The 23,990-nt window shown below is 71.2% G+C and carries 20 protein-coding genes; 18 read left to right on the forward strand and 2 right to left on the reverse strand.

The window, feature by feature from the left end:
* Window positions 1–17 precede the first annotated feature (17 nt).
* From ADL15_RS43120 to ADL15_RS43170, 9 genes are all read left to right on the forward strand, one after another.
* On the forward strand, window positions 18–1,769 hold the full coding sequence (locus ADL15_RS43120; protein WP_067705002.1) for a replication-associated recombination protein A: 1,752 nt from the start codon (window positions 18–20) through the stop codon (window positions 1,767–1,769).
* Entirely contained in the window at window positions 1,766–6,718 is a 4,953-nt protein-coding gene (locus tag ADL15_RS56710; RefSeq protein ID WP_157441963.1) for a hypothetical protein, read from the forward strand. Before ADL15_RS43120 ends, ADL15_RS56710 begins: the two co-directional genes overlap by 4 nt.
* 79 nt (window positions 6,719–6,797) lie before the next feature.
* Window positions 6,798–7,247, forward strand: coding sequence for a DUF948 domain-containing protein (locus tag ADL15_RS43140; protein WP_067705015.1), 450 nt, complete (start codon window positions 6,798–6,800; stop codon window positions 7,245–7,247).
* Window positions 7,248–7,275: 28 nt separating this feature from the next.
* The gene (locus ADL15_RS43145; protein WP_067705018.1) at window positions 7,276–7,566 is read left to right on the forward strand and encodes a hypothetical protein; all 291 of its coding nucleotides are present in this window, start codon (window positions 7,276–7,278) and stop codon (window positions 7,564–7,566) included.
* The gene (alaS, locus tag ADL15_RS43150; RefSeq protein ID WP_067705022.1) at window positions 7,563–10,244 is read left to right on the forward strand and encodes an alanine--tRNA ligase; all 2,682 of its coding nucleotides are present in this window, start codon (window positions 7,563–7,565) and stop codon (window positions 10,242–10,244) included. The genes ADL15_RS43145 and alaS overlap by 4 nt, the downstream gene beginning before the upstream one ends.
* A gap of 263 nt (window positions 10,245–10,507) precedes the next feature.
* Window positions 10,508–10,969 carry a Holliday junction resolvase RuvX gene (gene ruvX / locus ADL15_RS43155; protein WP_067705092.1) on the forward strand — a complete coding sequence of 154 codons (462 nt, stop codon included), beginning with the start codon at window positions 10,508–10,510 and terminating at the stop codon, window positions 10,967–10,969.
* A complete protein-coding gene (gene mltG, locus ADL15_RS43160) occupies window positions 10,970–12,160 on the forward strand; it encodes an endolytic transglycosylase MltG (RefSeq protein ID WP_067705024.1) in 1,191 nt (396 codons plus the stop codon).
* A 132-nt stretch (window positions 12,161–12,292) separates the two neighbouring features.
* On the forward strand, window positions 12,293–13,486 hold the full coding sequence (gene mltG / locus ADL15_RS43165; RefSeq protein ID WP_067705026.1) for an endolytic transglycosylase MltG: 1,194 nt from the start codon (window positions 12,293–12,295) through the stop codon (window positions 13,484–13,486).
* Window positions 13,487–13,556: 70 nt separating this feature from the next.
* The gene (locus ADL15_RS43170) at window positions 13,557–14,429 is read left to right on the forward strand and encodes a shikimate dehydrogenase (RefSeq protein WP_067705029.1); all 873 of its coding nucleotides are present in this window, start codon (window positions 13,557–13,559) and stop codon (window positions 14,427–14,429) included.
* Here ADL15_RS43170 and ADL15_RS43175 read toward each other — a convergent pair.
* Window positions 14,426–15,667, reverse strand: a complete 1,242-nt coding sequence (locus tag ADL15_RS43175) for a Bcr/CflA family efflux MFS transporter (RefSeq protein WP_067705095.1) — start codon at window positions 15,665–15,667, stop codon at window positions 14,426–14,428. The genes ADL15_RS43170 and ADL15_RS43175 overlap by 4 nt on opposite strands.
* 144 nt (window positions 15,668–15,811) lie before the next feature.
* Between ADL15_RS43175 and aroC the strand changes: the two genes are divergently transcribed.
* The 6 genes from aroC (at window position 15,812) to nusB (ending at window position 20,246) form a co-directional block, all read left to right on the forward strand.
* The gene (gene aroC / locus ADL15_RS43180; RefSeq protein ID WP_067705032.1) at window positions 15,812–16,990 is read left to right on the forward strand and encodes a chorismate synthase; all 1,179 of its coding nucleotides are present in this window, start codon (window positions 15,812–15,814) and stop codon (window positions 16,988–16,990) included.
* Window positions 16,990–17,490 (forward strand): shikimate kinase, encoded by a 501-nt coding sequence (locus ADL15_RS43185; protein ID WP_067705038.1) that lies wholly within the window; start codon window positions 16,990–16,992, stop codon window positions 17,488–17,490. The genes aroC and ADL15_RS43185 overlap by 1 nt, the downstream gene beginning before the upstream one ends.
* 130 nt (window positions 17,491–17,620) lie before the next feature.
* Window positions 17,621–18,763 (forward strand): 3-dehydroquinate synthase, encoded by a 1,143-nt coding sequence (gene aroB, locus ADL15_RS43190; protein WP_067705040.1) that lies wholly within the window; start codon window positions 17,621–17,623, stop codon window positions 18,761–18,763.
* Window positions 18,760–19,179, forward strand: a complete 420-nt coding sequence (gene aroQ, locus ADL15_RS43195; RefSeq protein ID WP_067705050.1) for a type II 3-dehydroquinate dehydratase — start codon at window positions 18,760–18,762, stop codon at window positions 19,177–19,179. The genes aroB and aroQ overlap by 4 nt, the downstream gene beginning before the upstream one ends.
* 75 nt (window positions 19,180–19,254) lie before the next feature.
* The gene (efp, locus tag ADL15_RS43200) at window positions 19,255–19,812 is read left to right on the forward strand and encodes an elongation factor P (RefSeq protein WP_067705057.1); all 558 of its coding nucleotides are present in this window, start codon (window positions 19,255–19,257) and stop codon (window positions 19,810–19,812) included.
* Window positions 19,812–20,246 carry a transcription antitermination factor NusB gene (gene nusB / locus ADL15_RS43205; protein ID WP_067705058.1) on the forward strand — a complete coding sequence of 145 codons (435 nt, stop codon included), beginning with the start codon at window positions 19,812–19,814 and terminating at the stop codon, window positions 20,244–20,246. Before efp ends, nusB begins: the two co-directional genes overlap by 1 nt.
* 185 nt (window positions 20,247–20,431) lie before the next feature.
* Here the strand turns inward: nusB and bldD are convergent, their stop codons facing one another.
* A complete protein-coding gene (gene bldD, locus ADL15_RS43210; RefSeq protein WP_014446326.1) occupies window positions 20,432–20,920 on the reverse strand; it encodes a transcriptional regulator BldD in 489 nt (162 codons plus the stop codon).
* A 314-nt stretch (window positions 20,921–21,234) separates the two neighbouring features.
* On the opposite strand from bldD, the gene pyrR reads away from it, so the two are divergent.
* Genes pyrR through ADL15_RS43225 form a run of 3 tightly spaced genes read left to right on the forward strand, consistent with a single transcriptional unit; the run spans window position 21,235 to window position 23,977 of the window.
* Entirely contained in the window at window positions 21,235–21,795 is a 561-nt protein-coding gene (pyrR, locus tag ADL15_RS43215; RefSeq protein WP_067705059.1) for a bifunctional pyr operon transcriptional regulator/uracil phosphoribosyltransferase PyrR, read from the forward strand.
* Complete coding sequence (locus tag ADL15_RS43220; RefSeq protein WP_067705061.1) at window positions 21,792–22,712, forward strand: aspartate carbamoyltransferase catalytic subunit; 921 nt, start codon at window positions 21,792–21,794, stop codon at window positions 22,710–22,712. The genes pyrR and ADL15_RS43220 overlap by 4 nt, the downstream gene beginning before the upstream one ends.
* Entirely contained in the window at window positions 22,709–23,977 is a 1,269-nt protein-coding gene (locus tag ADL15_RS43225; RefSeq protein ID WP_067705064.1) for a dihydroorotase, read from the forward strand. The genes ADL15_RS43220 and ADL15_RS43225 overlap by 4 nt, the downstream gene beginning before the upstream one ends.
* Window positions 23,978–23,990 lie beyond the last annotated feature (13 nt).

Genomic DNA, 23,990 nt, shown 5'->3' on the forward strand with positions numbered 1-23,990 from the left:
CGGTACTGTCGGTTGTGATGGACACCGACGGGCTCTTCTCTCTCGCGCAACCGGGCTTCGGGCCAGCCGCCCCGAGCGGTCCGGCGGGTGTCGAGACCGCCGGATTCGGTGCGGCCGCGGCCGACGCCCCGCTCCCGGTCCGGATGCGCCCGGCGAGCCTGGACGAGTTGGTCGGGCAGCAGCATCTGCTCGCCCCCGGCGCCCCGTTGCGGCAGTTGGTGACGGGTTCCAGCCCGATGTCGGTGATCCTCTGGGGTCCGCCCGGCACCGGCAAGACCACCATCGCGCACCTGGTCGCGCACGCCACCGACCGCAAGTTCGTGGCGATGTCCGCGCTGACCGCCGGCGTGAAGGACGTCCGCGCCGTGATCGAGACGGCCCGCCGTGCCCGCCGCTCCGGCGGACCACCCACCGTGCTGTTCATCGACGAGGTGCACCGCTTCAGCAAGACCCAGCAGGACTCGCTGCTCGCCGCGGTCGAGGACCGCACCGTCACGCTGCTCGCCGCGACGACCGAGAACCCGTATTTCTCGGTGATCTCACCGCTGCTCTCCCGTTGCGTGCTGCTGACCCTGCAAGCCCTGCAGGAGGAGGACGTGCGCGGCCTGATCCGCCGGGCCGTCGCCGATCACCGCGGGCTGGGCGGCGCGGTGTCGCTGTCGCCCGAGGCGGAGACCCATCTGGTACGGCTGGCAGCCGGCGACGTGCGCAAGGCGCTGACCGCACTCGAAGCCGCCGCGGGGTCCGCGACCGCCCAGGGCGCGAAAGTGATCGACCTGGCCACCGCCGAGCGCGCGGTCGACGTGGCGGCGGTCCGCTACGACCGCGACGGCGACGCGCACTACGACGTGACGAGCGCGTTCATCAAGAGCATGCGGGGCAGCGACCCGGACGCCGCACTGCACTACCTGGCCCGGATGCTGGTGGCCGGCGAGGACCCGCGGTTCATCGCCCGGCGCATCGTGATCTTCTCGAGCGAGGACGTCGGGATGGCCGACCCGCAGGCGCTGCTGGTGGCGACCGCGGCGGCCCAGGCGGTGCAGCTCATCGGCATGCCCGAGGCCCAGCTCAACCTGGCCCAGGCGGTCGTGCACATGGCCACCGCCCCCAAGTCGAACAGCGTCACCACGGCGATCGGTGCCGCGATCGCCGACGTCCGGGCCGGTCGGGGCGGCGCCGTCCCCTCGCCGTTGCGCGACGCGCACTACTCGGGCTCACGTGGCCTTGGTCACGGTCTGGGCTATCGGTACCCGCATGACGACCCGAGAGGCGTTGTACGTCAGCAGTACGTTCCCGACGATCTCGTGGGCACCGACTACTATCGGCCGTCCGAACACGGGGCCGAGCGCGCCGTCGGCGAGCGGGTGCCGCGCCTGCGCCGGATCGTCCGGGGCCTCGGCGCCCGGCCCGGCGAATCGCGGCCGGTCGCCGCTTCGGCGAGCGGTGCGAACCGCGCGGCGGGTGGTGCGGCGGCCTCCGATGCGTCACAGTCGTCGGCGGACTTGGAACAGACGGGCACCACCGGCTCCGGACCGCAGGGTTCGGGGCCCGTCGAGCCGGCGGCATCCGGCGAGGCGGGGACACCGGCTGGTGAGCCGGGCAGGGTGGTGGAGACGGCGGATGAGGGCGTCCCGGACACGGCCGCGGACCATCCGGTAACGGTGACGGGATCGGGTACGGCGGCGGCCGGACCGGATGCCGAGGACGACGTGATGCGGTCAGAGCGGTCAGACAAGAGCGGCGTCGCAGCCGGGAAGGAACAGCCGTGACAGCGCGCGGTGCCGATCGGCCCGACGACGACCCCGGTCAGAGCGGCGGCAAGAAGGGCCGTCGTTTCGGGCGCGGCCGTGCCGAGCAGCCGGCCGAACCGGTCGAGGTCCCGCGCGAGGAGACCGGCTGGCTCGACGACCTGCGGACGGCGAAGCAGTCGGCTGTCGCGATCGGGCCCGGTACGGCGCCCGGCGAGGGCCGGACCAGCAAGTCCGGCCGTCGTGCGCCCACCGCCGAGGACCGTCCGGACGACGACGGCCCGGTCTTCGGCGGCGGTGAGCCCGCCGGTGACGGCCCGGCCGCCCGGCCCGCCGGTGCGCCCGCGCCCGGCTGGCAGGGTCCCTCGGGTGAGTTCTCCCCGGGACGCCCCGGTGCGCAGCAGCCCGGACCGGCCGCGGCCGGTCCCGGGCAGGCGCCGCCGGTCCGGCGGCCCGGTCAGGGTCCGCAGGGTGCTGCGCAGGCGCCCGGCCAGATGCCGCCCGGCCAAGGTCCCGGCCCCGGTATGTCCGGGCAGGGCCAGCGGTCCGGTCCGATCGCTCCCGGTCAGATGCCGCCCGGTGCGGTTCCGCCCGGTCAGCGCGGCGGGCCGCCTCCCGGTGCTCAGCCCGCCGGTCAGATGCCGCCCGGTCAGCGTGGCGGGCCGCCTCCCGGCGCTCAGCCCGCCGGTCCGGTCGCTCCCGGTCAGATGCCGCGCGGCGTCCCGGCCGGTCCGCGTGACGGTCAGGCGCCAGGTCAGATGCCGCGCGACGGTCAGCAGCAGCCCGGCCAGATGCCGCGTGGTGGTCAGCCGCCCGCCGGTCAGATGCCGCGCGGCATGGCGACCGGCCAGATTCCGCCGGGTGCCGCACCGGGCCGGGCGGTTCCGCCCGGTCAGCGTGGTGGCCCCGGCGGTCAGCCGGCCCCCAACCCGGTCTCGCCCGGTCAGGTGGGCGCGGGACCGGCCCGGCGTGGTGGGCCCGGCGCGCCGGTCTCCCCGCCCGGTCGTCCCGGCATGCCGCCCGAGCCGGGCAGCGGCCGCCGTCAGATCGACTCCGCCGCGCCGGGCTATCCGGAGCAGGGCGTTCCGCGGTCCGGCAACCCGCCGGAGATCCCCGGCGGGCGGGCCGTCGGCCCGGACCCGCGGGGCATGACGTCGGGCGTGCGCCCGGTCTCGCCTGGTGTCCGCCCGACCTCACCGGCCGGTCCGGCCCGGGACAGGTTCCGCGCCGAGGGCGGTCCGGCGCGCGCCGACGCACAGCAGTCCGGTCCGATCCCGCCGGCGGTCTACCAGACCGGCCCGATCCCGAACGGTGGCGCGGGCTTCGCCGCGGAGACCGTGCCGCCGATCGTCTACCAGGCCGACCCGGTGTCGCCGGCCGTCTACCAGACCGGCCCCGTGCCGGCCGCCGACGAACGTGGCGGCCGCGGCCGCCGGTCCCGCGCCGACGGCGCCGAGCCGGTCGACGGCTCACACTCCGCGCCGGACGGCGGCCGCGGGCCTCGTCCGGTCTCCGGTGTGCCGACACATGCCGCGCCGGACGGCGGCCGCGGGCCTCGTCCGGTCTCCGGTGTGCCCACACATGCCGCGCCGGACGGCTCCTACGGCGGTCGCGGGCCGCGCCCGGTCTCCGGTGCGCCCACGCACGCCGCGGCTGACGACGGCTACGGCTCGCACGCGACCGGTCCGGACGCGATGCGCGGCGGGTCGGCGCGACCGACGTCCGGAGCGCACGCGCAGCCGGAGGACCGGTTCGGACTGAGCACCGGAGCGCTGGACGGCTCGGCCGGTCGCCGTGCCGGGCACGCGGCCGCTCCGGATCCGCGCGAGCAGGGTACGGGCCGGCACGGGGCGCCGGACGGCGCCCCGGGCGGCGCCACCGGCCGTGGCGCCGGTCAGCGTGCCGCGGGTGGTCCCGGCAACGGTCAGCGTGGTCCTGGCGGCATGCCGGGTGGTCCGGGCGAGGGAACTGGCGCCGTGCAGCGCGGCCCGGGCAACGGTCCCGGCGGCCGGGACGGTGTGCCGAGTGTTCCCGGACCGCGCCGGGTCGGACCCGGTGACGGGCGGCCGGTCCGGGCTTCCGCGGCCGTGGTGCCGCCGGTCGTACCGGGCCGTCAGGGTGTGCGTGCTCCGGCGATACCCGGCCGGGCCGGTGCGATGGCGGACAGCCCCTCGGGTGTCATTCAGCGCCCGCCGCCGCGGGGCGGCAACGGTCAGCTCGCGCCGGACGAGGACGGTTTCACCACCGACCGGCGTTCGCAGGACGGTGGCCAGACCGGTGGTGTGACGCCGCCCGGCCAGGGGACTCGTGGCCCCGGTGGCGGCGTCTCGGTGCCCGGTCAGGCCGGTCCGGGTCGACGGGGGCGCGGCGAGGAGCAGGGCGTCCGGATCGCGGCCGACTCGCCGTTCGCCGACCTGGTCGGCGCGCAGCTCGAACCGGGCGCCGGCGAGCAGACCGCCGGTGAGCCGGGTCGTCCCGGTGAACCCGGTCGTGGCGGACGCCGCGCCGAGGGTGGTGGCCCGGCCCGAGCCGCGGGCGGGCGCCGCGCGCCGGTTCCGGAGCAGAGCCAGGCCTTCCCGGCCGGTATGGGCCACCCCGACCAGAGCCAGGGCTTCCGCGCGGGCACGGGTGGTCCCGACCAGAGCCAGGGCTTCCGCGCGGGTGCGGGCGGCCCGGAGCAGAGCCAGGGTTTCCGGGCAGGTGCGGGGAACCCGGAGCAGAGCCAGGGTTTCCGCGCGGGTATGGGCAGTCCGGACCAGAGCCAGGGTTTCCCGGCCGGTATGGGCCACCCCGACCAGAGCCAGGGTTTCCCGGCCGGTATGGGCGGCCCGGATCAGAGCCAGGGTTTCGCGGCCGGGACCGGTGGGCCGGACGCCAGCCAGGGTTTCCCGGCCGGCATGGGCGGACCGGAGCCGACCTCGCGGGGTCGCCGGCGTCGCGCCGCTCCGGACCAGGACCGTGGACCGGCCGATCAGGGCCGTGGCCCGGCCGGTCCGGAGCAGAGCCAGGGTTTCCCGGCCGGTGAGCAGGGGCCGCGAGGCCGCCGCCCGGCCGGTCCCGATCAGAGTCAGGGCTTCGCGGCCGGAACCGGCCAGCCGGAGCACGGCACGCCCAGCGGACCGGTCTCGCCGGCGCCGGGCCAGCGTGGCGGCGGGCCTAGGCCCCGTGGTGCCGGACCGGCCCGCGGTGGCGCGTCGGTACCCGGTTCGGCCGGTTCGGCCCGAGTGCCGGGCACCGGTTCTGCCAGCGTGCCCGGAAACGGTCCGAGCGGTCCCGGTGGCCCGGGTGGTCCCGGACGTCCCGGCGGGCCCGGTGGTCCGAACGGTCCCGGTGGTCCGAATGGTCCCGGTGGTCCGAATGGTCCCGGTGGTCCGAATGGTCCCGGTGGTCCGAATGGTCCCGGTGGTCCGAACGGGCCCGGTGGACCGGGTGGCCCCGGACGCGGAGCGGCATCGGTAGCGATGCCCGGAAACGGCCCCAACGGCCCCAACGGCCCCAACGGCCCCAACGGCCCCAACGGCCCCAACGGACAGGGCGGCCCGAGTGGCCTGCCCCGCGGCGCCGGTTCCGCCAGCGTGCCCGGGAACTCCCTTGAGCTGAGCGGCCCGCCCCGTGGCGCGGCCGGTGTCACCGGGAACGGCCCGGAAGCCGGCGGCCCGAGTGGCCTGCCGCGCGGCGCCGCCTCGGTAGCCGTGCCCGGCAACGGGCCCGGCGGTCCGGGACGTGGCGCTGCCGCGGTGCCCGGCAACGGGCCCGGTGGTCCGGGGCGTGGTGCTGCCGGTGTGCCCGGCAACGGCCCGGGACGCGGCACGGCCGGCGTCCCCGGCAACGGCACCAGGGCACCCGGCAACGGCAACGGCCCCGGAGGACCCGGCGGCCCCGGCAACGGCGGCCCGGGTAACGGCAACGGGCCGGGCGGACCCGGCACCGGCACCGGCACCGGGCAGGGTGGCCAGGCGCGGGGCACGGGAGCAGTCCAGGTGTCCGGAAACGCCGGTTCTGCGGCTGTCGGCGGGCGTGGCACGGGCTCGGCCTCGGTGCCGGGCACCGCATCCGTGCCGGGCACCGGCTCCGGGGACGGTCCGGGTGGCGGTGCCGGTGGACCCGGTGGGGCCAAGGGCAGCGCCGCGGCGGGATCCGCGGTCGTCCCGGTCGGTGCCGGGACCGGTAACGGCACGGGCACCGTCGTGGTGGCACGGGCCGGCGCGGCTTCCTCCGTACTATCGGGGTCTGTGCCCGGTGCGAAGAAAACCGGGAGTGGATCGCGGGCCGAGGGCGATGGCGCAGCCGAGCCGGAAGGTGGTCTGGCCGCCGAGTTGCGGCAGAAGCTGCGCACCCAGCGGCGGCTGCGAGTGATCACGCTGTCCACGCTGGCGACCGTGGTGCTGCTCCTGCTGCCGGCGTTCTTCGGGCTGCGGGCGATGAGCAGCGACCCGGTCTTCACGTCGCTGAACGCGCTGAACGTGCCGTCCTGGGCGGATCAGAAGCCGGACGACAAGGCCAGCAACAGCCGCTGGTGCTTCCTGGAGTGCCGGTTCTGGGAACGGACCGCCGAGTCGGGCGAGTCGTTCAAGGAGACCTCGCAGACCTACGTGACCGCGCTCAAGGAGGCCGGCTGGGCACCGTGGAAGGTCGCCGGCTGCCCGGAGAACAAGATCGACGCGGAGAACGGGATCTACACCTGCTGGACGCGGGACGAGTTCACTCTGGACCTGTTCGTCAGCCTGCCCGGTTGTGCGGTGGACCAGGTGGCGCAGGAAGCCGTGCCGCAAGCCGGCACACCGGAGGCCGAAGCCGGCGAGAGCGGCGCGAGGACGTGCGAGGGCTCGACGGTCAGCATCAAGGTGCGCACCGCGATCGCCGATGAACGCGGCAAGACCGACAAGAACCCGGGACCGGTCGGTGTGACGCCGGATCCGACGCTGGACCCGGATGAAATCCTCTTGGAGCCGACACCAGAGGCGTCGTGACGCGCGTAGTGGTCACGGACGGTAGGGTCTGCACGTTGTCCCAGCCGTACCGTGACCACCCGTAGAGGAGACGCGCAACATGAACGCCGGAGAAATCGCTGGTCTGATCGCGGCGGGCGCCTTCCTGATGCTCGTTCTGGTGCTCGCCGTGCCGATCCTGAAGCTGGGCCGCACCGTCGACGCCGCCACGCGCGCGATCAACGAGGTGACCGACCGCACCGGACCGTTGCTCGGCAACGTGAACACCACGGTGGAGAACGTGAACACCGCGCTCGGCCAGGTTCAGGTCTCTTTGGACGGCGTGAACCTGCAGCTGGCCAAGGTCGACACGATGACCGAGCACGCGCAGAACGTCACCGCGAACGTCGCGAACCTGGTCACCGTGGTCTCCGCCGCGGCCGCGAACCCGCTGGTCAAGGTGGCCTCGTTCGGGTACGGCCTGCGCAAGGCCGCCGCCGCGCGCCGCAGTGCCGAGGAGGACCGTGAGGTCCGCACCACGATCAAGCAGCGCCGCAAGGCCGGTCGCTGAGCATCCTGGGGAAGAGGGAATCGCCGTCATGAAACGCCTGCTCTGGCTCGGTGTCGGCCTGGCCGTCGGCGCCATCGTGGTCCGCAAGCTGACCCGTAAGGCCGAGGAGTTCACCCCGACCGGTATCGCCACCTCGCTCTCGCAATCCGCTGGCGGGCTGGTCGAGTCGATGCGTAGCTTCGTGGAGGACGTCCGCGACGGCATGGCCGAGCGGGAACAGCAGATCCACGAGGCATTCGCCGCCGGGGAGCTGTACGAGGACAAATTCGCCGAGCTGCGCGAGGACACGCAGCCCGGTTCGCAGGAGGAGAATCGATGAAGACCGCGGAGATCAAGCGGCGCTATCTGGCGCATTTCGAGGCGAACGGGCACACGGTGGTCCCGAGTGCCCCGCTGCCGGCCATCGAGGACCCGAACCTGCTGTTCATCAACGCCGGCATGGTGCAGTTCGTGCCGTATTTCCTGGGTCAGCAGACGCCGGCGTTCTCACGGGCGGTCAGCGTGCAGAAGTGTCTGCGCACGCCGGACATCGACGAGGTCGGCAAGACCAGCCGGCACGGCACGTTCTTCCAGATGAACGGCAACTTCTCGTTCGGCGACTACTTCAAGGAAGGCGCGATCAACCTCGCCTGGGAGCTGTCGACGAAGTCGGTGGCCGACGGAGGTTTCGGGCTGGACCCGTCGCGGATCTGGCCGACCGTCTACCTGGACGACGACGAGGCGTTCGAGCTGTGGCGCCGGATCGGTGTGCCGGTCGAGCACATCGTGCGCCGGGGCAAGAAGGACAACTACTGGTCGATGGGCATCCCGGGTCCGGCCGGCCCGTGCTCGGAGCTGTTCTACGACCGTGGCCCGGAGTACGGCAAGGACGGCGGCCCCGAGGCCGACGAGGACCGGTTCATGGAGTACTGGAACCTGGTCTTCATGCAGTACGAGATCACGAACGTGACCTCGAAGGAAGACTTCACGATCGTCGGGCCGCTGCCGAAGCAGAACATCGACACCGGCATGGGCCTGGAGCGCATCGCGTCGATCCTGCAGGGTGTCGACAACCTGTACGAGATCGACGAGGTCCGTCCGATCCTGGCCCGCGCGGCCGAGATGACCGGCAAGAAGTACGGCGTGCACTCCGGGCACGTCGCGGGTGAGTCGCACCCCGACGACGTACGCCTGCGGGTGATCGCCGACCACGTGCGGACCGCGCTGATGCTGATCGGTGACGGCGTGGTCCCGGCGAACGACGGCCGGGGTTACGTGCTGCGCCGGATCATGCGCCGGGCGATCCGGGCGATGCGCCTGCTCGGCTGGCAGGAGGCCGCGCTGCCGGAGCTGCTGCCGATCGCGCGCGACTGCATGGCCCCGTCCTACCCCGAGCTGGCCAAGGAGTTCGGCCGGATCTCCACGTACGCGTACGCGGAGGAGGACGCGTTCCTCGCCACGCTGCGCTCGGGCACCACGATCCTGGACACCGCGATCACCGAGACCAAGTCGTCCGGTGGACGGCAGCTGTCCGGTTCGCAGGCGTTCAAGCTGCACGACACGTACGGCTTCCCGATCGACCTGACCCTGGAGATCGCGCAGGAGCAGGGCCTCGAGGTCGACCAGACCGGGTTCCGCCGGCTGATGGCCGACCAGAAGAACGCGGCGAAGGCGGACGCGAAGGCGCGCAAGACCGGCCACGCGGACCTGTCGGCGTACCGGTCGGCGCTGGACGCCGGCGGCGCTGTCGAGTTCACCGGCTATCAGGAGGTCACCCGGGAGTCCCGGGTCCGTGCGCTGATCGGGGAGAAGGGCCGGATCGAGGTGGCCGGCGAGGGCGACTTCGTCGAGCTGGTCCTGGACACCACCCCGTTCTACGCCGAGGGCGGCGGCCAGCAGGCCGACACCGGCCTGATCAACGTGGGTGACGGCCGCGTCGAGGTGGTCGACGTGCAGCAGCCGATCCCCGGCCTGATCGTGCACAAGGTGCGGGTGGTCCGCGGCGAGGTGCGCGCCGGCGAGTCCGCCCTGGCCGAGATCGACGTGACCCGACGCAAGGCGATCTCCCGGTCGCACACCGCGACCCACCTGGTCCACCAGACCATGCGCAACTTCCTCGGCGAGTCGGCCACCCAGGCGGGTTCGCTGAACGCGCCGGGCCGGCTGCGGTTCGACTTCCACACCCCGGGCGCGGTCTCGCCGGCGGTGCTGCACGACGTCGAGCAGCAGATCAACGAGGTGCTGCTGCGCGACCTCGAGGTCAACGCGTTCATCACCTCGCAGGAGGAGGCGCGCCGGCTCGGTGCCATGGCGCTCTTCGGCGAGAAGTACGGCGACGAGGTCCGGGTCGTCGAGGTCGGGGACTACGCCCGCGAGCTGTGCGGTGGCACCCACGTGGCCCGTTCCGGTCAGCTCGGGCTCGTGAAGATCCTGGCCGAGGCGTCGATCGGCTCCGGCGTGCGCCGGGTCGAGGCGCTGGTCGGCATCGACGCGTTCAGCTTCCTGGCCAAGGAGCACCTGCTGGTGTCCCGCCTGGCCGACATGTTCCGGGTGCCCGGCGACCAGGTCGCCGACCGGGTCGAGCAGACCGTCTCGGCGCTGCGCGACGCGGAGAAGGAGCTGGAGAAGCTCAAGGCGCAGATGGTGATGGGCGGCGCGAGCGCGCTCGCCGACGGCGCCAAGGATCTGCGCGGCGTGGCCTACGTGGGGACCGAGGCGCCGGAGGGCGCGGCGGTCAACGACGTGCGCACGCTGGCCCAGGAGATCCGGGGCCGGATCGACCAGGCGCGTCCCGCGGTGGTCGCGGTGACCTCCCGGGCCAACGGCAAGGCGTCGCTGATCGTGGCGGTGAACGCGGCCGCGAAGAGCCGGGGCCTGTCCGCGCAGGATCTGGTCAAGGGTGCGCTCTCCGGCCGGGGTGGCGGCAACGCCGATCTGGCGCAGGGCGGCGGCGTTCCGGCGGCCGAGGCCGCGAACCTGCTGGCGTCGATCGAGAAGTCGCTCGCCGAGGCGAACTGACGGTAATGGTGATGGCCGCTCCGGGTATCCGGAGCGGCCGGATTGGTAACGGATCCGTCGCCCACCGCGACGGATCCTTTTGTTTTCCTTGGGTACGCCTAGCTCGTGCACAGGGGGGCGTCGTTTTGGCGGGCGAAGCGGTTAAGCTTTGCGCGCGATCGAGATCCGGTATCGATATTTCTTGATATCGGCTCTCTTCGCCTTTCGAAACGGCTTGTTCGCAGGACTTGGAGAAGCGGCTTGCTGGTGTGCAGGGAGAGAGCGTGACACACGGCTTCACCCGAGGGGTGCGCCTCGGGGTGGACGTCGGCCAGGTGCGCGTCGGGGTCGCCAAGTGCGACCCGGACGGGATCCTGGCCAGCCCGGTGGTGACCGTGGCACGGGATCAGCTGGCCGGCGAGGACAAGGTCCCCGCCGACATCGCCGAGCTGGCCCGGCTGGCGGAGGAGCACGAGGCCGTCGAGGTCGTCGTGGGGCTCCCGGTTGCCCTGAACGGGCGCGAGGGCGTGGCGGCCGGCCACGTCCGGGCGTACGTGGAACGGCTGAGCGCGGCTGTCGCGCCTCGGCCGGTCGTGCTCTCCGACGAGCGGATGTCGACCGTGGTAGCCAGCCGTAGGCTGAGTGAGCGGGGCGTTCGCGGGCGTCGGCAGCGTGCCGTCGTCGACCAGGCGGCCGCCGTGGAGATCCTGCAGTGCTGGCTGGACGCGCAGCGGAGGCAGACTTAATTGAACGACGACGACGACCTGGATCTTTCGTTCGAGGGAGCCGAGGACCGAGGCCGGTGGAAACATCGCAAGAAGGAGGGCAGCGGTCGCACGCTGATGGCCTTCGCCATGGTCATTCTGCTGCTCGGCGCACTCGGCGGCGGTGTTTACGTCGGCTACGACAAGGTGAAGGGCTACTTCAGCGCTGAGGACTTCCCCGGTCCGGGCGCCGGTGAGGCCGTCATCGAGGTCAAGTCCGGCAACACCGCGACCGACATCGCCAACACCCTGTTCAAAGCGGGTGTGGTGAAGAGCGCCGCGGCGTTCGTCGACGCTGCCAAGGACAACCCGAAGAGCACCGAGGTGCAGGTCGGGTCGTATCTCCTGAAGAAGGAGATGAAGGCCAGCGAGGCGCTGACCATGCTGCTGGACCTGAAGAACAAGAACGTCAACAAGGTGACCATCCCCGAGGGGATCATCTCGCTGCAGATCTTCGACCGGCTGTCGAAGGCGTCCGGCATCCCGGTCGCCGAGTTCAAGAAGGCCGCTCGGGACCCGCAGAAGCTCGGGGTGCCGGCGCTCTGGTTCACCCGTCTGGACGGCAAGAAGGTCGTCAAGACGGACATCGAGGGCTTCCTCTACCCGGCGACGTACGAGATCCCGAAGAAGAGCACCGCCACCGACATCCTCAAGATGATCATTGCGAACTTCAACGCCGAGATGGACAAGCTCGACTTCGTCGCGAAGGTGAAGAAGCTCGACGTCAAGATCTCGCCGTACGAGGCGCTGGTGGCCGCGTCGATCGCTCAGGTCGAGGGGTTGCTCGCGGTGGACATGGGTCCGATCGCGCGGGTGCTGTACAACCGCTCGTACACCGGCGAGTTCCCGTGCGGCTGTCTGCAGCTGGACAGCACGGTCAACTACTGGCTGCGGATCAGTGGAAAGGACGCGAAGGCGTCCGAGAAGCTGCTCGCCAAGGAGTTGCACGACCCGAAGAACCCGTACAACTACGACGTCAAGGGTATGGCGGTCGGGCCGATCAGCAGCCCCGGAGAAGTCGCCCTCAAGGGTGCTATCAATCCCCCGAAGAGCAATTACTACTTCTTTGTGACGATCGACCAAAAGGGCACGACGGCGTACGGCGTGACCAACGACGACCATGAGAAGAACAAGCTGACGGCCTGCAAGAACGGCATTCCGATCTGCGGGTGATCACCAGTGGCCGGTCGGTTTCCACACCGGCCGGCCACTGAGGTGAGGTAGCGCCGATTGTCGATCCGTGGCACCCTCCCTTTCGTGGTTCCGGCCGGGGGCTTGGTGGCTGGACGGGTAGCGGAGGCGGTCATGCTCGACGATCTGGACGCGGTACTGGAGGAAGAGGATCAGCCGGCGAAGTCCGATTCGCCACGGCTGAGCCCACGCGGGCGGGGTGGCCGCTCGGCCATCGCCCTCTTCCTCACCCTGCTGCTGTTCGGCCTGCTGGCCGGGGGCGGGTGGTACGGGTACACCAAGGTCAAGGGCCTGTTCACCGACGAGGACTATTCCGGTCCCGGCGGCGCCGAGGCGATCGTGCAGATCAAGACCGGTCAGTCGGCCACCGAGATCGGCACCATGCTGTTCGGCCAGAAGGTCGTCGCCTCGCCGGACGCGTTCGTGGCGGCCGCCAAGGAGAACGCGCGCAGTAAGAACATCCAGGCCGGCTGGTACAAGCTCAAGGTCGAGATGAAGGCGAGCGACGCGCTCACTCTGCTGCTCGACCCGAAGAGCCGCTGGGTCACCAAGGTCACCCTGCCCGAGGGCCTCACCTACCAGCAGACCTTCCAGGCGCTGTCGAAAGCCACCAAGATCCCGGTGGCCGCGTTCGAGAAGGCCGGCAAGAACCCGGTCGGGCTCGGGATCGACGCGTCCTGGTTCACCCGCAGCGACGGCAAGAAGATCGACAAGACCGACATCGAGGGCTTCCTCTACCCGGCGACGTACGAGCTGTCGCCGAAGGCGGACGCCACCGAGGTGCTCAAGACGATCGTCGCGAACTTCAACACGCAGATGGAGCAGATGGAGTTCGCCGCCACCGTGCGCAAGTCGCGGGGCGGGGTCACGCCGTACGAGGCCCTGATCGTGGCGTCGATCGCGCAGGCCGAGGCGCTCAAGGACGTCGACATGGCGAAGGTGTCCCGGGTGATCTACAACCGGGCGTACGGCGACTTCGACTGCAAGTGCCTGGGCCTGGACAGCACGGTCAACTACTGGCTCCGGATCACCGGCAAGGGCTCGAAGGCGTCCGAGCACCTGACGAACGCGGATCTGCACAATCCGAAGAACCCGTACAACACGCACGACAAGAAGGGCCTGCCGCCCGGCCCGATCGGCAACCCCGGCCAGGTTGCGATCAAGGGCGCCATGAACCCGACGAACAACTTCCCGTACTACTACTTCATCAGCGTCGACACGGCCGGGACGATGGCCTACGGCAAAACCGGCGAGGACCACGCCAAGAACGTCCTGATCGCCTGCCAGAACGGCATTCCGCTCTGCTGACGTCGTCCCCTGTGGGCGGACTCCGTAAAATACGACGGCGACCCTTCGCCGACGACAAGGACGGACCGCTGTGCAGACGAACAGCTCGCGACGGGCGGCCGTCCTCGGCAAGCCGATCGCCCACTCGCTCTCCCCGGTGATCCATCGTGCCGGGTTCGCCGCCGCCGGCCTGACCGGCTGGAGCTACGAGGCGATCGAGTGCGCCGAGTCGGAGCTTCCCGCCCTGGTGGCCGGCTTCGGCCCGGAGTGGGCCGGCCTGTCGCTGACCATGCCGCTCAAGGAGGCCGCGCTCAAGCTGGCCGCCGTGGCGACACCGGCCGCGCTCGCCGTCGGTGTCGCGAACACTCTGGTCCGCCAGCCGGACGGCGCCTGGCACGCCGACAACACCGACATCTCCGGCATGGTCCGGGTGCTGCGCGAGGCCGGTCTGGGCCGTGGCACCGGCCGGCACGCCGTCCCGGAGGCGCCGCCGCGGGTGACCATTCTCGGTAACGGCGGGACCGCCCGCGCCGCACTGGCCACCGCGGCCGAGCTGGGCGCCGAGGTGGTCACGCTGATCACCCGCCGCCCCGAGGCCCGCGACGAGCTGGAACCGATCGCCGGCGAGCTCGGCATCAAGCTGGACGGCGTGGCCTGGGCCGACGCCCCGTCCGCGTTCGACGCCGACGCGGTGATCGCCACGGTGCCCAAGGGTGCCGCCGACGAGCTGGCCGCCGTGGCCACCTGGCGGCCCGGGACGGTGCTCTTCGACGCGCTCTACGACCCGTGGCCGACACCGCTCGCCGCGTCGGCGTCCGCGGCCGGGCTGGCCGTGGTCTCCGGGCTGGACCTGCTGCTGGCCCAGGCGCTGAGCCAGTTCGAGCAGTTCACCGGGGTGCCCGACGCCCCGGAGGCGGAGATGCGGGCCGCTCTCGACGAGGCGGTCCGCGCCCGCTCGGCCTAGTTCTTCGGCGAGGCGGGGGCCGCGCGGGTCAGGACCGCTGTCACGATCAGGGCCGCTGCGGCAAAACCGAAAATCACCACCGCCATCGGTACGCCGTGACCGGCCGCGCCCAGTCCCACCAGCGGCGCGGCCACCGCGCCGATCACCGACTGGACCCCGCCGAGCAGCGCGGCGGCCGCCCCGGCGTGCGCCGGATAGCGGTCCAGGGCCAGCGCGGCGGTGTTCGGCAGGATCAGTCCCATCGCCGTGACCAGCAGGAACAGCCCCGCGAGGAGCACCAGCAGGCTCTGCAGCCCGGCGCCGAGCAGGGCCAGCGCGCCCGCGACGGTCAGCAGCACCAGCCCGGCGCCGAGCATGGTGCGCAGGCTCCACCGGCCCAGCAGCGCGCCGTTGGCCTGGCTCAGCACGGTCAGGCCGATCGCGTTCGCGCCGAAGAGCAGGCTGAACACGGTGGGGGACAGGCCGTACCCGTCCTGCAGCACAAAACTCGACCCGGAGATGTAGGCGAACAGGGCGGCGAACGCGAACGCCTGGGCCAGCGCGTACCCGAGGAAGACCCGATCGGTGAAGAGCGTCCGCGCGATGCCGGCCAGCGAACCCAGCCCGCCCGCGCTGCGCCGCTCCGGCGGCAGCGTCTCCGGCAGGCCGACCAGCACCAGCAGGGTGAGCAGCAGGCCGATCACGCCGAGCGCCACGAAGATCCCCTGCCAGGAGGCGGCCCGCAGCACCGCGCTGCCCAGGCTGGGCGCCGCGATCGGCGCCACCCCGAAGATCAGTGTCAGCGTGCCGAACAGCCGCGCCGCACCCACCCCGGAACTCAGGTCGCGGACCACCGCCCGGGCCACCACGACACCGACCCCACCGGCAACCCCCCCCTGCAGGAAGCGGAGGCCGGTCAGCACCGGCGCCGTCGGGGCCAGGGCGATCAAGAACGAGACGATCGCGTACGCCAGCACGCCCAGCAACGCCGGTCGCCGCCGTCCCCAGCGGTCGCTGAGCGGGCCGAACACGAACTGGCCCAGCGCCAGCCCGATCAGGCACGCGGTGAGCGACAGCTGCACCTGCCCGGCCGGCACCCGCAGCTCGGCGGTGATCTCCGGCAGCGCCGGTAGGTACATGTCGAGCGAGAGCGGCCCGATCGCGGTGATCAGCCCGAGCACCACGACGAGCAGGGCCCGGGGCCGCGGGGCCGGTGACTCGGGCGGGGCGTCTGCTGCGGCGGTGCTGGGTGCGGTCACGCCGCCGAAGTTACGGCGGCGCGATGTCCGGCCGGTGTCCGCGCACACCAGGTGTGACCAGCACCGCTCGCCGTTCCCGGTCCGGAGTGCGGGATCGGCGTGCCTCCCGTCGGCGCGTGCGGGCCGCATATCTAGACTTCTCCCATGCTGCGCTGGCTTACTGCAGGTGAATCGCACGGTCCGGCTCTCGTCGCGCTTCTGGAGGGTGTTCCCGCCGGGGTGGAGGTGACGAGCGCGGACATCACCCGTGACCTCGTGCGCCGACGCCTGGGCTACGGCCGCGGCGCCCGGATGAAGTTCGAGCAGGACGAGGTCGAGTTCATCGGCGGTGTCCGGCACGGCCTGACCCTGGGCAGCCCGGTCGCGATCCGGGTCGGCAACACCGAGTGGCCGAAGTGGGAGACGGTGATGTCACCCGACCCGGTCGACCCCGAGGTGCTCGCCGCGCAGACCCGCAACGCCCCGCTGACCCGCCCGCGCCCCGGTCACGCCGACCTGGCCGGCATGCAGAAGTACGGGCACACCGACGCCCGCCCGATCCTGGAGCGCGCCAGCGCCCGGGAGACCGCGGCCCGGGTCGCCGTCGGCGTGGTCGCCAAGCAGCTGATCAAGCAGGCCCTGGGCATCGAGATCGTCTCGCACGTGATCGAGCTGGGTTCGGTCGCCGCCAAGTCCGGCCTGATCCCCACGCCTGACGACGCCGACCGGATCGACGCCGACCCGCTGCGCTGCCTCGACCCGGAGGCCAGCGCCCGGATGGTGGCCGAGGTCGACGCCGCCAAGCGGGACGCCGACACGCTCGGTGGCATCGTCGAGGTGCTGGCCTACCACGTCCCGCCGGGCCTCGGCTCGCACGTGCAGTGGGACCGCAAGCTCGACGCACGCCTCGCGACCGCGCTGATGTCCATCCAGTCGGTCAAGGGCGTCGAGATCGGCGACGGTTTCACCCAGGCCCGTTCGCGCGGCTCGGTCGCGCACGACGAGATCATCCCCACGCCGGACGGCGTGAAGCGGGTCACCGACCGCGCCGGCGGCCTCGAGGGCGGCATCACCAACGGTGAGCCGCTGCGGGTGCGTGCCGCCCTGAAGCCGATCTCGTCGCTGAACCGGGCCCTGCAGACCGTCGACATCCTCACCGGCGAGGCCACCACCGCGATCAACCAGCGCTCCGACGTCTGCGCGGTCCCGGCCGGCGCGGTCGTCGCCGAGGCGATGGTCGCGCTGGTCCTGGCCGAGGCCGCCACCGAGAAGTTCGGCGGCGACTCGGTCCCGGAGATCCGCCGCAACCTGCAGTCCTACCTGGACAACCTGGTGATCCGCTGATGGCGCCGGTCGCAGTCCTGGTCGGCCCGCCGGGCGCCGGCAAGACCACCATCGGCGAGGCGGTCGCGGCTGCCCTGGGCCTGACGTTCGTCGACACCGACGCCCTCATCGAGGCCCGCGCCGGCAAGCCCATCCCGGACATCTTCATCGACGAGGGTGAGCCCGTCTTCCGCGCCCTGGAACGCGAGGTCGTCGCGGAGGCCCTCACGTCGTTCCCGGGCGTCCTGGCCCTGGGCGGCGGCGCCATCCTCGACGAGGCCACCCGCAAACTCCTCCACGACCACACGGTCGTCTTCCTCTCGGTCGAGCTCTCCGACGCCATCAAGCGGGTCGGCCTCGGCGGCGGCCGCCCCCTGCTGGCCATGAACCCGCGCGCGACGATGAAGTACCTGTTGGAGCAGCGCCGCCCGCTCTACACCGAGATCGCCACCCACACCATCACCACCGACGCCCGCGACCCCGCCGAGATCGCCACCGAGGTCGCCACCCTCCTCCGCTGACCCCGGACCCGTCCGCCCCAAGCACTGTGTGGGGAGTTTGGGTGCGGAGCGCACCGCAACTCCCCACACACGTCTGTTGCAAGCGTTGTGTGGGGAGTTCGGGTGTGGAGCGCACCGTTACTCCCCACACATGTCGGGGGTGGGTGCCCACCTGGCGGACCGATGGCTGCGTGCGACGACTGCGGGCGGGGGCACCGATAGGCTCAGCGTCGTGGTGACGCGAATTCCGGTGGCGGGTGACCGTCCGTATGACGTGATCGTCGGGCGAGGCCTTGACGACGAGCTTCCGAGGCTGATCGAGGGGGCCGCGCGGGTCGCAGTGCTGTATCCGCCGACGCTGCGTGAGCGGGCGGCGGCGGTGGCCGAGGCGGCACGGGCCAAGACGGTGCTGATCGAGGTGCCGGACGCCGAGCGGGGCAAGACCGTCGAGGTGGCCGCGCACTGCTGGGACGAGCTGGGCGCGGCGGGCTTCACCCGTACCGATGTGGTGGTCGGTGTCGGTGGCGGAGCGACCACCGACCTGGCCGGCTACGTCGCCGCGGCCTGGTTGCGCGGGGTGCGCTGGGTGCCGGTCTCCACCTCGGTGGCCGGCATGGTCGACGCCGCGGTCGGCGGGAAGACCGCGGTGAACATCGGGGCCGGCAAGAACCTGGTCGGCGCGTTCCACCCGCCCGCCGGTGTCCTCTGTGACCTGGACGCGCTGGACACGCTGCCGGCCGAGGACATCGCCGCCGGGCTGGCCGAGGTGGTCAAGGGCGGGTTCATCGCCGACCCGCGGATCCTGGAGCTGGTCGAGGCCGACCCGAAGGCCGCGCTGGACCCGCGCAGTGACGTGCTGCGGGAGCTGATCGAGCGCAAGATCCAGGTGAAGGCCGACGTGGTCGGGGTGGACCTGCGGGAGTCCGGGCTGCGGGAGATCCTGAACTACGGGCACACGCTGGGTCACGCCATCGAGCGCCGGGAGAAGTACACCTGGAAGCACGGGCACGCGGTCGCCGTCGGCATGATTTTCGCGGCCGAGCTGGGCCGGTTGTCCGGGCGGCTGGACGAGGACACCGCCGCGCGGCACCGGCGGATCCTCGAGCTGCTCGGCCTGCCCACCTCGTACGACAAAGATGCCTGGACCGACCTCGAGGCCGGGATGCGCGTCGACAAGAAGACCCGGGCCGCGACCTTGCGGTTCGTGGTCCTGGACGGCCTGGCGAAGCCGGGCATCCTGGCCGGGCCGGACGACGACCTGCTGCGGCGGGCCTACGCGGCGGTGGCCCGATGATCTACGTGCTGAACGGGCCGAACCTGAACCGGCTGGGCACCCGGGAACCGGACATCTACGGCAAGACGACCTACCAGGACCTGGTCGACATGTGCCTGAGCGTGGCCGAGGACCTGGGCGTGACGGTCCAGGTGGAGCAGACGAACGCCGAGCACCAGATGATCGAGTGGCTGCACCGGGCCGTCGACGAGGGCGCCGACGTGGTGCTGAACCCGGCCGCCTGGACGCATTACAACATCGCGATCCGCGATGCCTGCGCGTTGCTGCGTGGCAAGCTGGTCGAGGTGCACATCTCCAACATCCATCAGCGGGAGGAGTGGCGGCACCACTCAGTGATCTCGGCGGTGGCGACCGGAGTGATCGCGGGGCTCGGTATAGACGGGTACCGGCTGGCTTTGGAACACATCTGCCGGTAGGCCCGATTCGCCCTCACCAGCCAATCATCGGTAAAGTGGTTCGGTCACCGATTCGCGTCAAGATCAAGGCAGGACATGGCTTCCACCAACGACCTGAAGAACGGCCTGGTTCTCAACCTCGACAAGGAGCTGTGGTCCGTCGTTGAGTTCCAGCACGTCAAGCCCGGTAAGGGTCCCGCCTTCGTGCGGACCACGCTGAAGCACGTGCTGTCCGGCAAGGTCGTCGACAAGACCTTCAACGCGGGCACCAAGGTCGAAACCGCGACCGTGGACAAGCGCACGATGCAGTATCTGTACAAGGACGGCGACGACTACGTCTTCATGGACCTGGACACGTTCGACCAGATCCACGTCCCCGGCGTGACGGTTGGCGACAATGCCAACTACCTGCTCCCGGAGGCTGAGGCCACGGTCGCGCTGCACGAGGGTGTGCCGCTCTACATCGAGCTGGCGACCAGCGTGTTCCTCGAGGTCACCTACACCGAGCCGGGCCTGCAGGGCGACCGCTCGACCGGTGGCACCAAGCCGGCGACCGTCGAGACCGGCGCCACGGTTCAGGTTCCGCTCTTCATCACCACCGGTGAGAAGATCAAGGTCGACACCCGCGACGGCCGCTACCTCGGCCGCAGCTGATGGCGGAAGGTCCCAAGAAGGAACGGCTGGCGCGCCGCAAGGCTCGCAAGCGGGCGCTGGACGTCCTCTTCGAGGCTGACCTGCGTAATCTGGCGCCGGGCGAGGTGCTCGTCACCTATCTCGAGCGGATCGCCAAGCCGCACCCCGAGCACCTCGGGTATGCGATCACCCTGATCGAGGGTGTCGCCAAGAACCTCGATCGGGTCGACGAGCTGATCGCGAGCTACGCCGAGGGCTGGACGATCGACCGGATGCCGGCCGTTGACCGGAACCTGGCGCGGATCGCGGTCTACGAGCTGCTCTACGAGCCCGAGGTCGACGACCCGGTGGCGATCACCGAGGCGGTGGAGCTGGCGAAGGAGATGTCGACCGACGACAGCCCGCGGTTCCTCAACGGTCTGCTGGACCGGATCGCGGCGTTCGCCACGCGCTGAGCGTCACCGGAAAGCAGGGAACGGCCTGGACCAGTCGGTCCGGGCCGTTTTTTCAGATATTGCACTTTTCCGAAGAGAGTTCCGCAATGTGGACATCCGGAAAAGGATATGGAGAAGCCCGCGTCGATCTTGGGGGGCCGACGCGGGCTCTTTTTGCGTTCCGGAGTGACCCGGCTACCAGAAAATCAGCTGGCGAAGAACGCCCGGGGGTCGGCGACCAGAACACCCTGCTCGGTCAGCCGCTCGATCAAGCCCGAGGGCGAGATGTCGTAGACGATGGCGAGGGCACGCAGGTCGTCGGCGCGGATCGAGAGAACCCGGCCGTTGTAGTCGCCGCGCTGCTGCTGGATGGCCCGGGCGTACCGCGCCACGTAGGCGAGGTCCTCACCGGTGGTGTCGTACAGCTTCTCGAGGTCCAACACGATCTTGTTGGTCGCCTCGAGGCGGATGCCACTGCCGTCGGGCAGCAGCTCGGAGACGGGTACTCGGTAGAAGTCGGCCAGTTCGGCCAGACGCGATACGGTTACCGCGCGGTCGCCACGCTCGTACGAGCCGACCACGACGGCCTTCCATCGACCGTTGGACTTCTCTTCGACGCCCTGCAGGGACAGGCCCTGCTGCTGGCGGATGGAGCGCAGGCGAGCGCCTAGCGACTTCGCGTACTCAGACGGCATTCGGACACTCCCAGTACTGTGCTCGGCCCGGAGGGTTCTTCCTCACGGATCGCTACGCTGCGTGACGGTACGGAGTTTGCGACCGCCGGTCAAGTGTTGGTTACCGATGAGTCGCGCGGGCCCTTCCAAAGTTACCGGCTGTATCCCTAGTTGCTGGATTTGTCCGGGTTGTTCGTGGGTCAGGCACGTCACCATGGTCAACGCTTGGTCCACTGGTAACGTAGCGTCAGCCATCGCGCCGGTTCCTACAGGGGCCGGACCGATCCCGACATCCTTTAACGACCCGTCCCGTGAGGCGGGGAAGGAGGTCCGCCGTGGCGCAGCCACGCGCAGACGCGCCCAGCAAGATCATTCTCGAGGGGTCCGACCTGTCCCGGGTCGTCGACCGGATCGCCCATCAGATCCTGGAGAAGACCTCCGGCGCCACCGGCACCGTTCTTCTCGGCATCCCCACCCGCGGCGTTCCCCTCGCCCATCGCCTGGCCGCCCGGATCCACGCCTTCGAAGGCGTCGACGTCCCGGTCGGCTCGCTGGACATCACGCTCTACCGCGACGACCTGCGCCTGCAGGCCACCCGCGCGCTCGGCAAGACCGAGCTGCCGCCCGGCGGCATCGACGGCCTGCGGGTGATCCTGGTCGACGACGTGCTCTTCTCCGGCCGCTCGGTGCGCGCCGCCCTGGACGCGCTCAAGGACCTCGGCCGGCCCAGCTCGGTGCAGCTCGCCGTGCTCGTCGACCGCGGTCACCGGCAGTTGCCGATCCGGGCCGACTACGTCGGCAAGAACATCCCGACCGCGCTCAGCGAGAGCGTCAAGGTGGCGCTGACCGAGATCGACGGCGCCGACGAGGTCAAACTGATCGGGGGCCTCCAATGATCAAGCACCTGCGCTCCGCGGCCGACCTGGACGCCGCGACCGCCACCCTGATCCTGGACACCGCCGCCGAGATGGCCGCGCTCTCCGGCCGTGAGGTCAAGAAGCTGCCCGCGCTGCGTGGCCGTACCGTGGTGAACCTCTTCTACGAGGACTCCACCCGGACCCGGATCTCCTTCGAGGCGGCCGCCAAGCGGCTCTCCGCGGACGTCATCAACTTCTCCGCCAAGGGTTCCAGCGTCTCCAAGGGCGAGAGTCTCAAGGACACCGCGCTCACCCTGCAGGCGATGGGCGCCGACGCCGTGGTGATCCGGCACCCGGCCAGCGGCGCGCCGCACCGGCTGGCGAACTGGGTGGAGGGCTCGGTGGTCAACGCCGGCGACGGCACCCACGAGCACCCGACCCAGGCGCTGCTGGACGCGTACACGATGCGGTCCCGGCTGGGCCGCCTCGACGGGCTGCGGGTGGCGATCGTCGGCGACGTGCTGCACAGCCGGGTGGCCCGCTCCAACGTGCTGCTGCTCACCACGCTGGGTGCCCAGGTCACCGTCGTCGGCCCCCCGACCCTCATCCCGCTGAACGTCGCGGCGGCGCTCTCCGCATCGACGAAGGTGAGCTACGACCTCGACAGCGTCATCCCGGACAGTGACGTGGTGATGATGCTGCGGGTGCAGACCGAGCGGATGCAGGACTCCTACTTCCCCTCGTCCCGGGAGTACAGCCGGCGCTACGGCCTCGATCTGCGGCGGATGAAGCAGATGCAGGAGCACGCGATCGTCATGCACCCCGGCCCGATGAACCGCGGGATGGAGATCGCCCCCGAGGTGGCCGACTCACCCCGCTCCACGATCGTCGAACAGGTCGCCAACGGCGTCAGCGTCCGGATGGCCGTCCTCTACCTGCTTTTGGGAGGCAAGTGATGGCGTACCTGCTCAAGGGCGTCTCGATCCTCGGCGCCGCGCCGGTCGATCTATATATCGAAAAAGGCGTTATTTCCGACAAGCCGGTGGACGGTGCGACCGTCGTCGACGCTACCGGGCTGATCGCGCTCCCCGGCCTGGTGGACGTGCACACCCACCTGCGCGAGCCGGGCCGCGAGGACGCCGAGACGGTCGAGACCGGATCCCGGGCCGCCGCGCTCGGCGGGTACACCGCGGTCTGCGCGATGGCGAACACCTCGCCGGTCGCCGACACCGCCGGCGTGGTCGAGCAGGTCTGGCGGCTGGGCCGGGAGGCCGGGCTGGTCGACGTGCAGCCGATCGGCGCGGTCACGGTCGGGCTGGCCGGCAAGCAGATGGCCGAGCTGGGAGCGATGGCCACCTCGGCCGCGAACGTACGGATCTTCTCCGACGACGGTTTCTGCGTCGCCGACCCGAAGCTGATGCGCCGCGCCCTGGAGTACGTGAAGGCGTTCGACGGCGTGATCGCCCAGCACGCCGAGGAGCCCCGGCTCACCGAGGGCGCGCAGATGCACGAGGGCGAGGTCAGCACCCGGCTCGGGCTGACCGGCTGGCCCGCGGTCGCCGAGGAGGCGATCATCGCCCGGGACGTGCTGCTGGCCGAGCACGTCGGCAGCCGCCTGCACGTCTGCCACGTCTCCACCGCCGGTTCGGTCGAGGTGCTGCGCCAGGCCAAGGCCCGCGGGGTCCGGGTGACCGCCGAGGTCACCCCGCACCACCTCCTGCTCACCGACGAGCTCGCCGCGGGTTACGACCCGGTTTTCAAGGTCAACCCCCCTTTGCGTACGGCCTCGGACGTCGCCGCGCTGCGCCAGGCGGTGCTGGACGGCGTGATCGACGTGGTCGCCACCGATCACGCCCCGCACGCGGTGCAGGACAAGGAATGCGAGTGGTCGTACGCCCGGCCCGGCATGCTCGGCCTGGAGACCGCCCTGCCGATCGTGCTGAGCGTCTTCGGCCCGCAGTGGGACCTGATCGCCGACCGGATGTCGATCGCGCCGGCCCGGATCGCCGGGCTGGACGGGCACGGCGGTGACCTCACGCAGGCCGGTACGCCGGCCAACCTCACGCTGGTGGACCCGGCGGCCAGCTGGGTCGTCGACCCGGCCGGGCTGGCGAGCCGCAGCCGGAACACGCCGTACGCGGGGATGACCCTGCCCGGTCGCATCGTGGCGACCTTCCTGCGGGGCGAAGCGACAGTGCTTGACGGGAAGGTAACGAAGTGACTTTCGTCAATGG

Source organism: Actinoplanes awajinensis subsp. mycoplanecinus (assembly GCF_001509495.1).
Lineage (GTDB): Bacteria > Actinomycetota > Actinomycetes > Mycobacteriales > Micromonosporaceae > Actinoplanes > Actinoplanes palleronii.

What these genes read in the sequence shown, in the direction of transcription:
- ADL15_RS43120 (WP_067705002.1), top strand. Translation starts at nt 18, where the DNA reads ATGGACACCGACGGGCTCTTCTCTCTCGCGCAACCGGGCTTCGGGCCA.
- ADL15_RS43140 (WP_067705015.1), top strand. Translation starts at nt 6,798, where the DNA reads ATGAACGCCGGAGAAATCGCTGGTCTGATCGCGGCGGGCGCCTTCCTG.
- ADL15_RS43145 (WP_067705018.1), top strand. Translation starts at nt 7,276, where the DNA reads ATGAAACGCCTGCTCTGGCTCGGTGTCGGCCTGGCCGTCGGCGCCATC.
- alaS (WP_067705022.1), top strand. Translation starts at nt 7,563, where the DNA reads ATGAAGACCGCGGAGATCAAGCGGCGCTATCTGGCGCATTTCGAGGCG.
- mltG (WP_067705026.1), top strand. Translation starts at nt 12,293, where the DNA reads ATGCTCGACGATCTGGACGCGGTACTGGAGGAAGAGGATCAGCCGGCG.
- aroC (WP_067705032.1), top strand. Translation starts at nt 15,812, where the DNA reads ATGCTGCGCTGGCTTACTGCAGGTGAATCGCACGGTCCGGCTCTCGTC.
- ADL15_RS43185 (WP_067705038.1), top strand. Translation starts at nt 16,990, where the DNA reads ATGGCGCCGGTCGCAGTCCTGGTCGGCCCGCCGGGCGCCGGCAAGACC.
- aroB (WP_067705040.1), top strand. Translation starts at nt 17,621, where the DNA reads ATGTCGGGGGTGGGTGCCCACCTGGCGGACCGATGGCTGCGTGCGACG.
- aroQ (WP_067705050.1), top strand. Translation starts at nt 18,760, where the DNA reads ATGATCTACGTGCTGAACGGGCCGAACCTGAACCGGCTGGGCACCCGG.
- efp (WP_067705057.1), top strand. Translation starts at nt 19,255, where the DNA reads ATGGCTTCCACCAACGACCTGAAGAACGGCCTGGTTCTCAACCTCGAC.
- nusB (WP_067705058.1), top strand. Translation starts at nt 19,812, where the DNA reads ATGGCGGAAGGTCCCAAGAAGGAACGGCTGGCGCGCCGCAAGGCTCGC.
- bldD (WP_014446326.1), bottom strand. Translation starts at nt 20,920, where the DNA reads ATGCCGTCTGAGTACGCGAAGTCGCTAGGCGCTCGCCTGCGCTCCATC.
- ADL15_RS43220 (WP_067705061.1), top strand. Translation starts at nt 21,792, where the DNA reads ATGATCAAGCACCTGCGCTCCGCGGCCGACCTGGACGCCGCGACCGCC.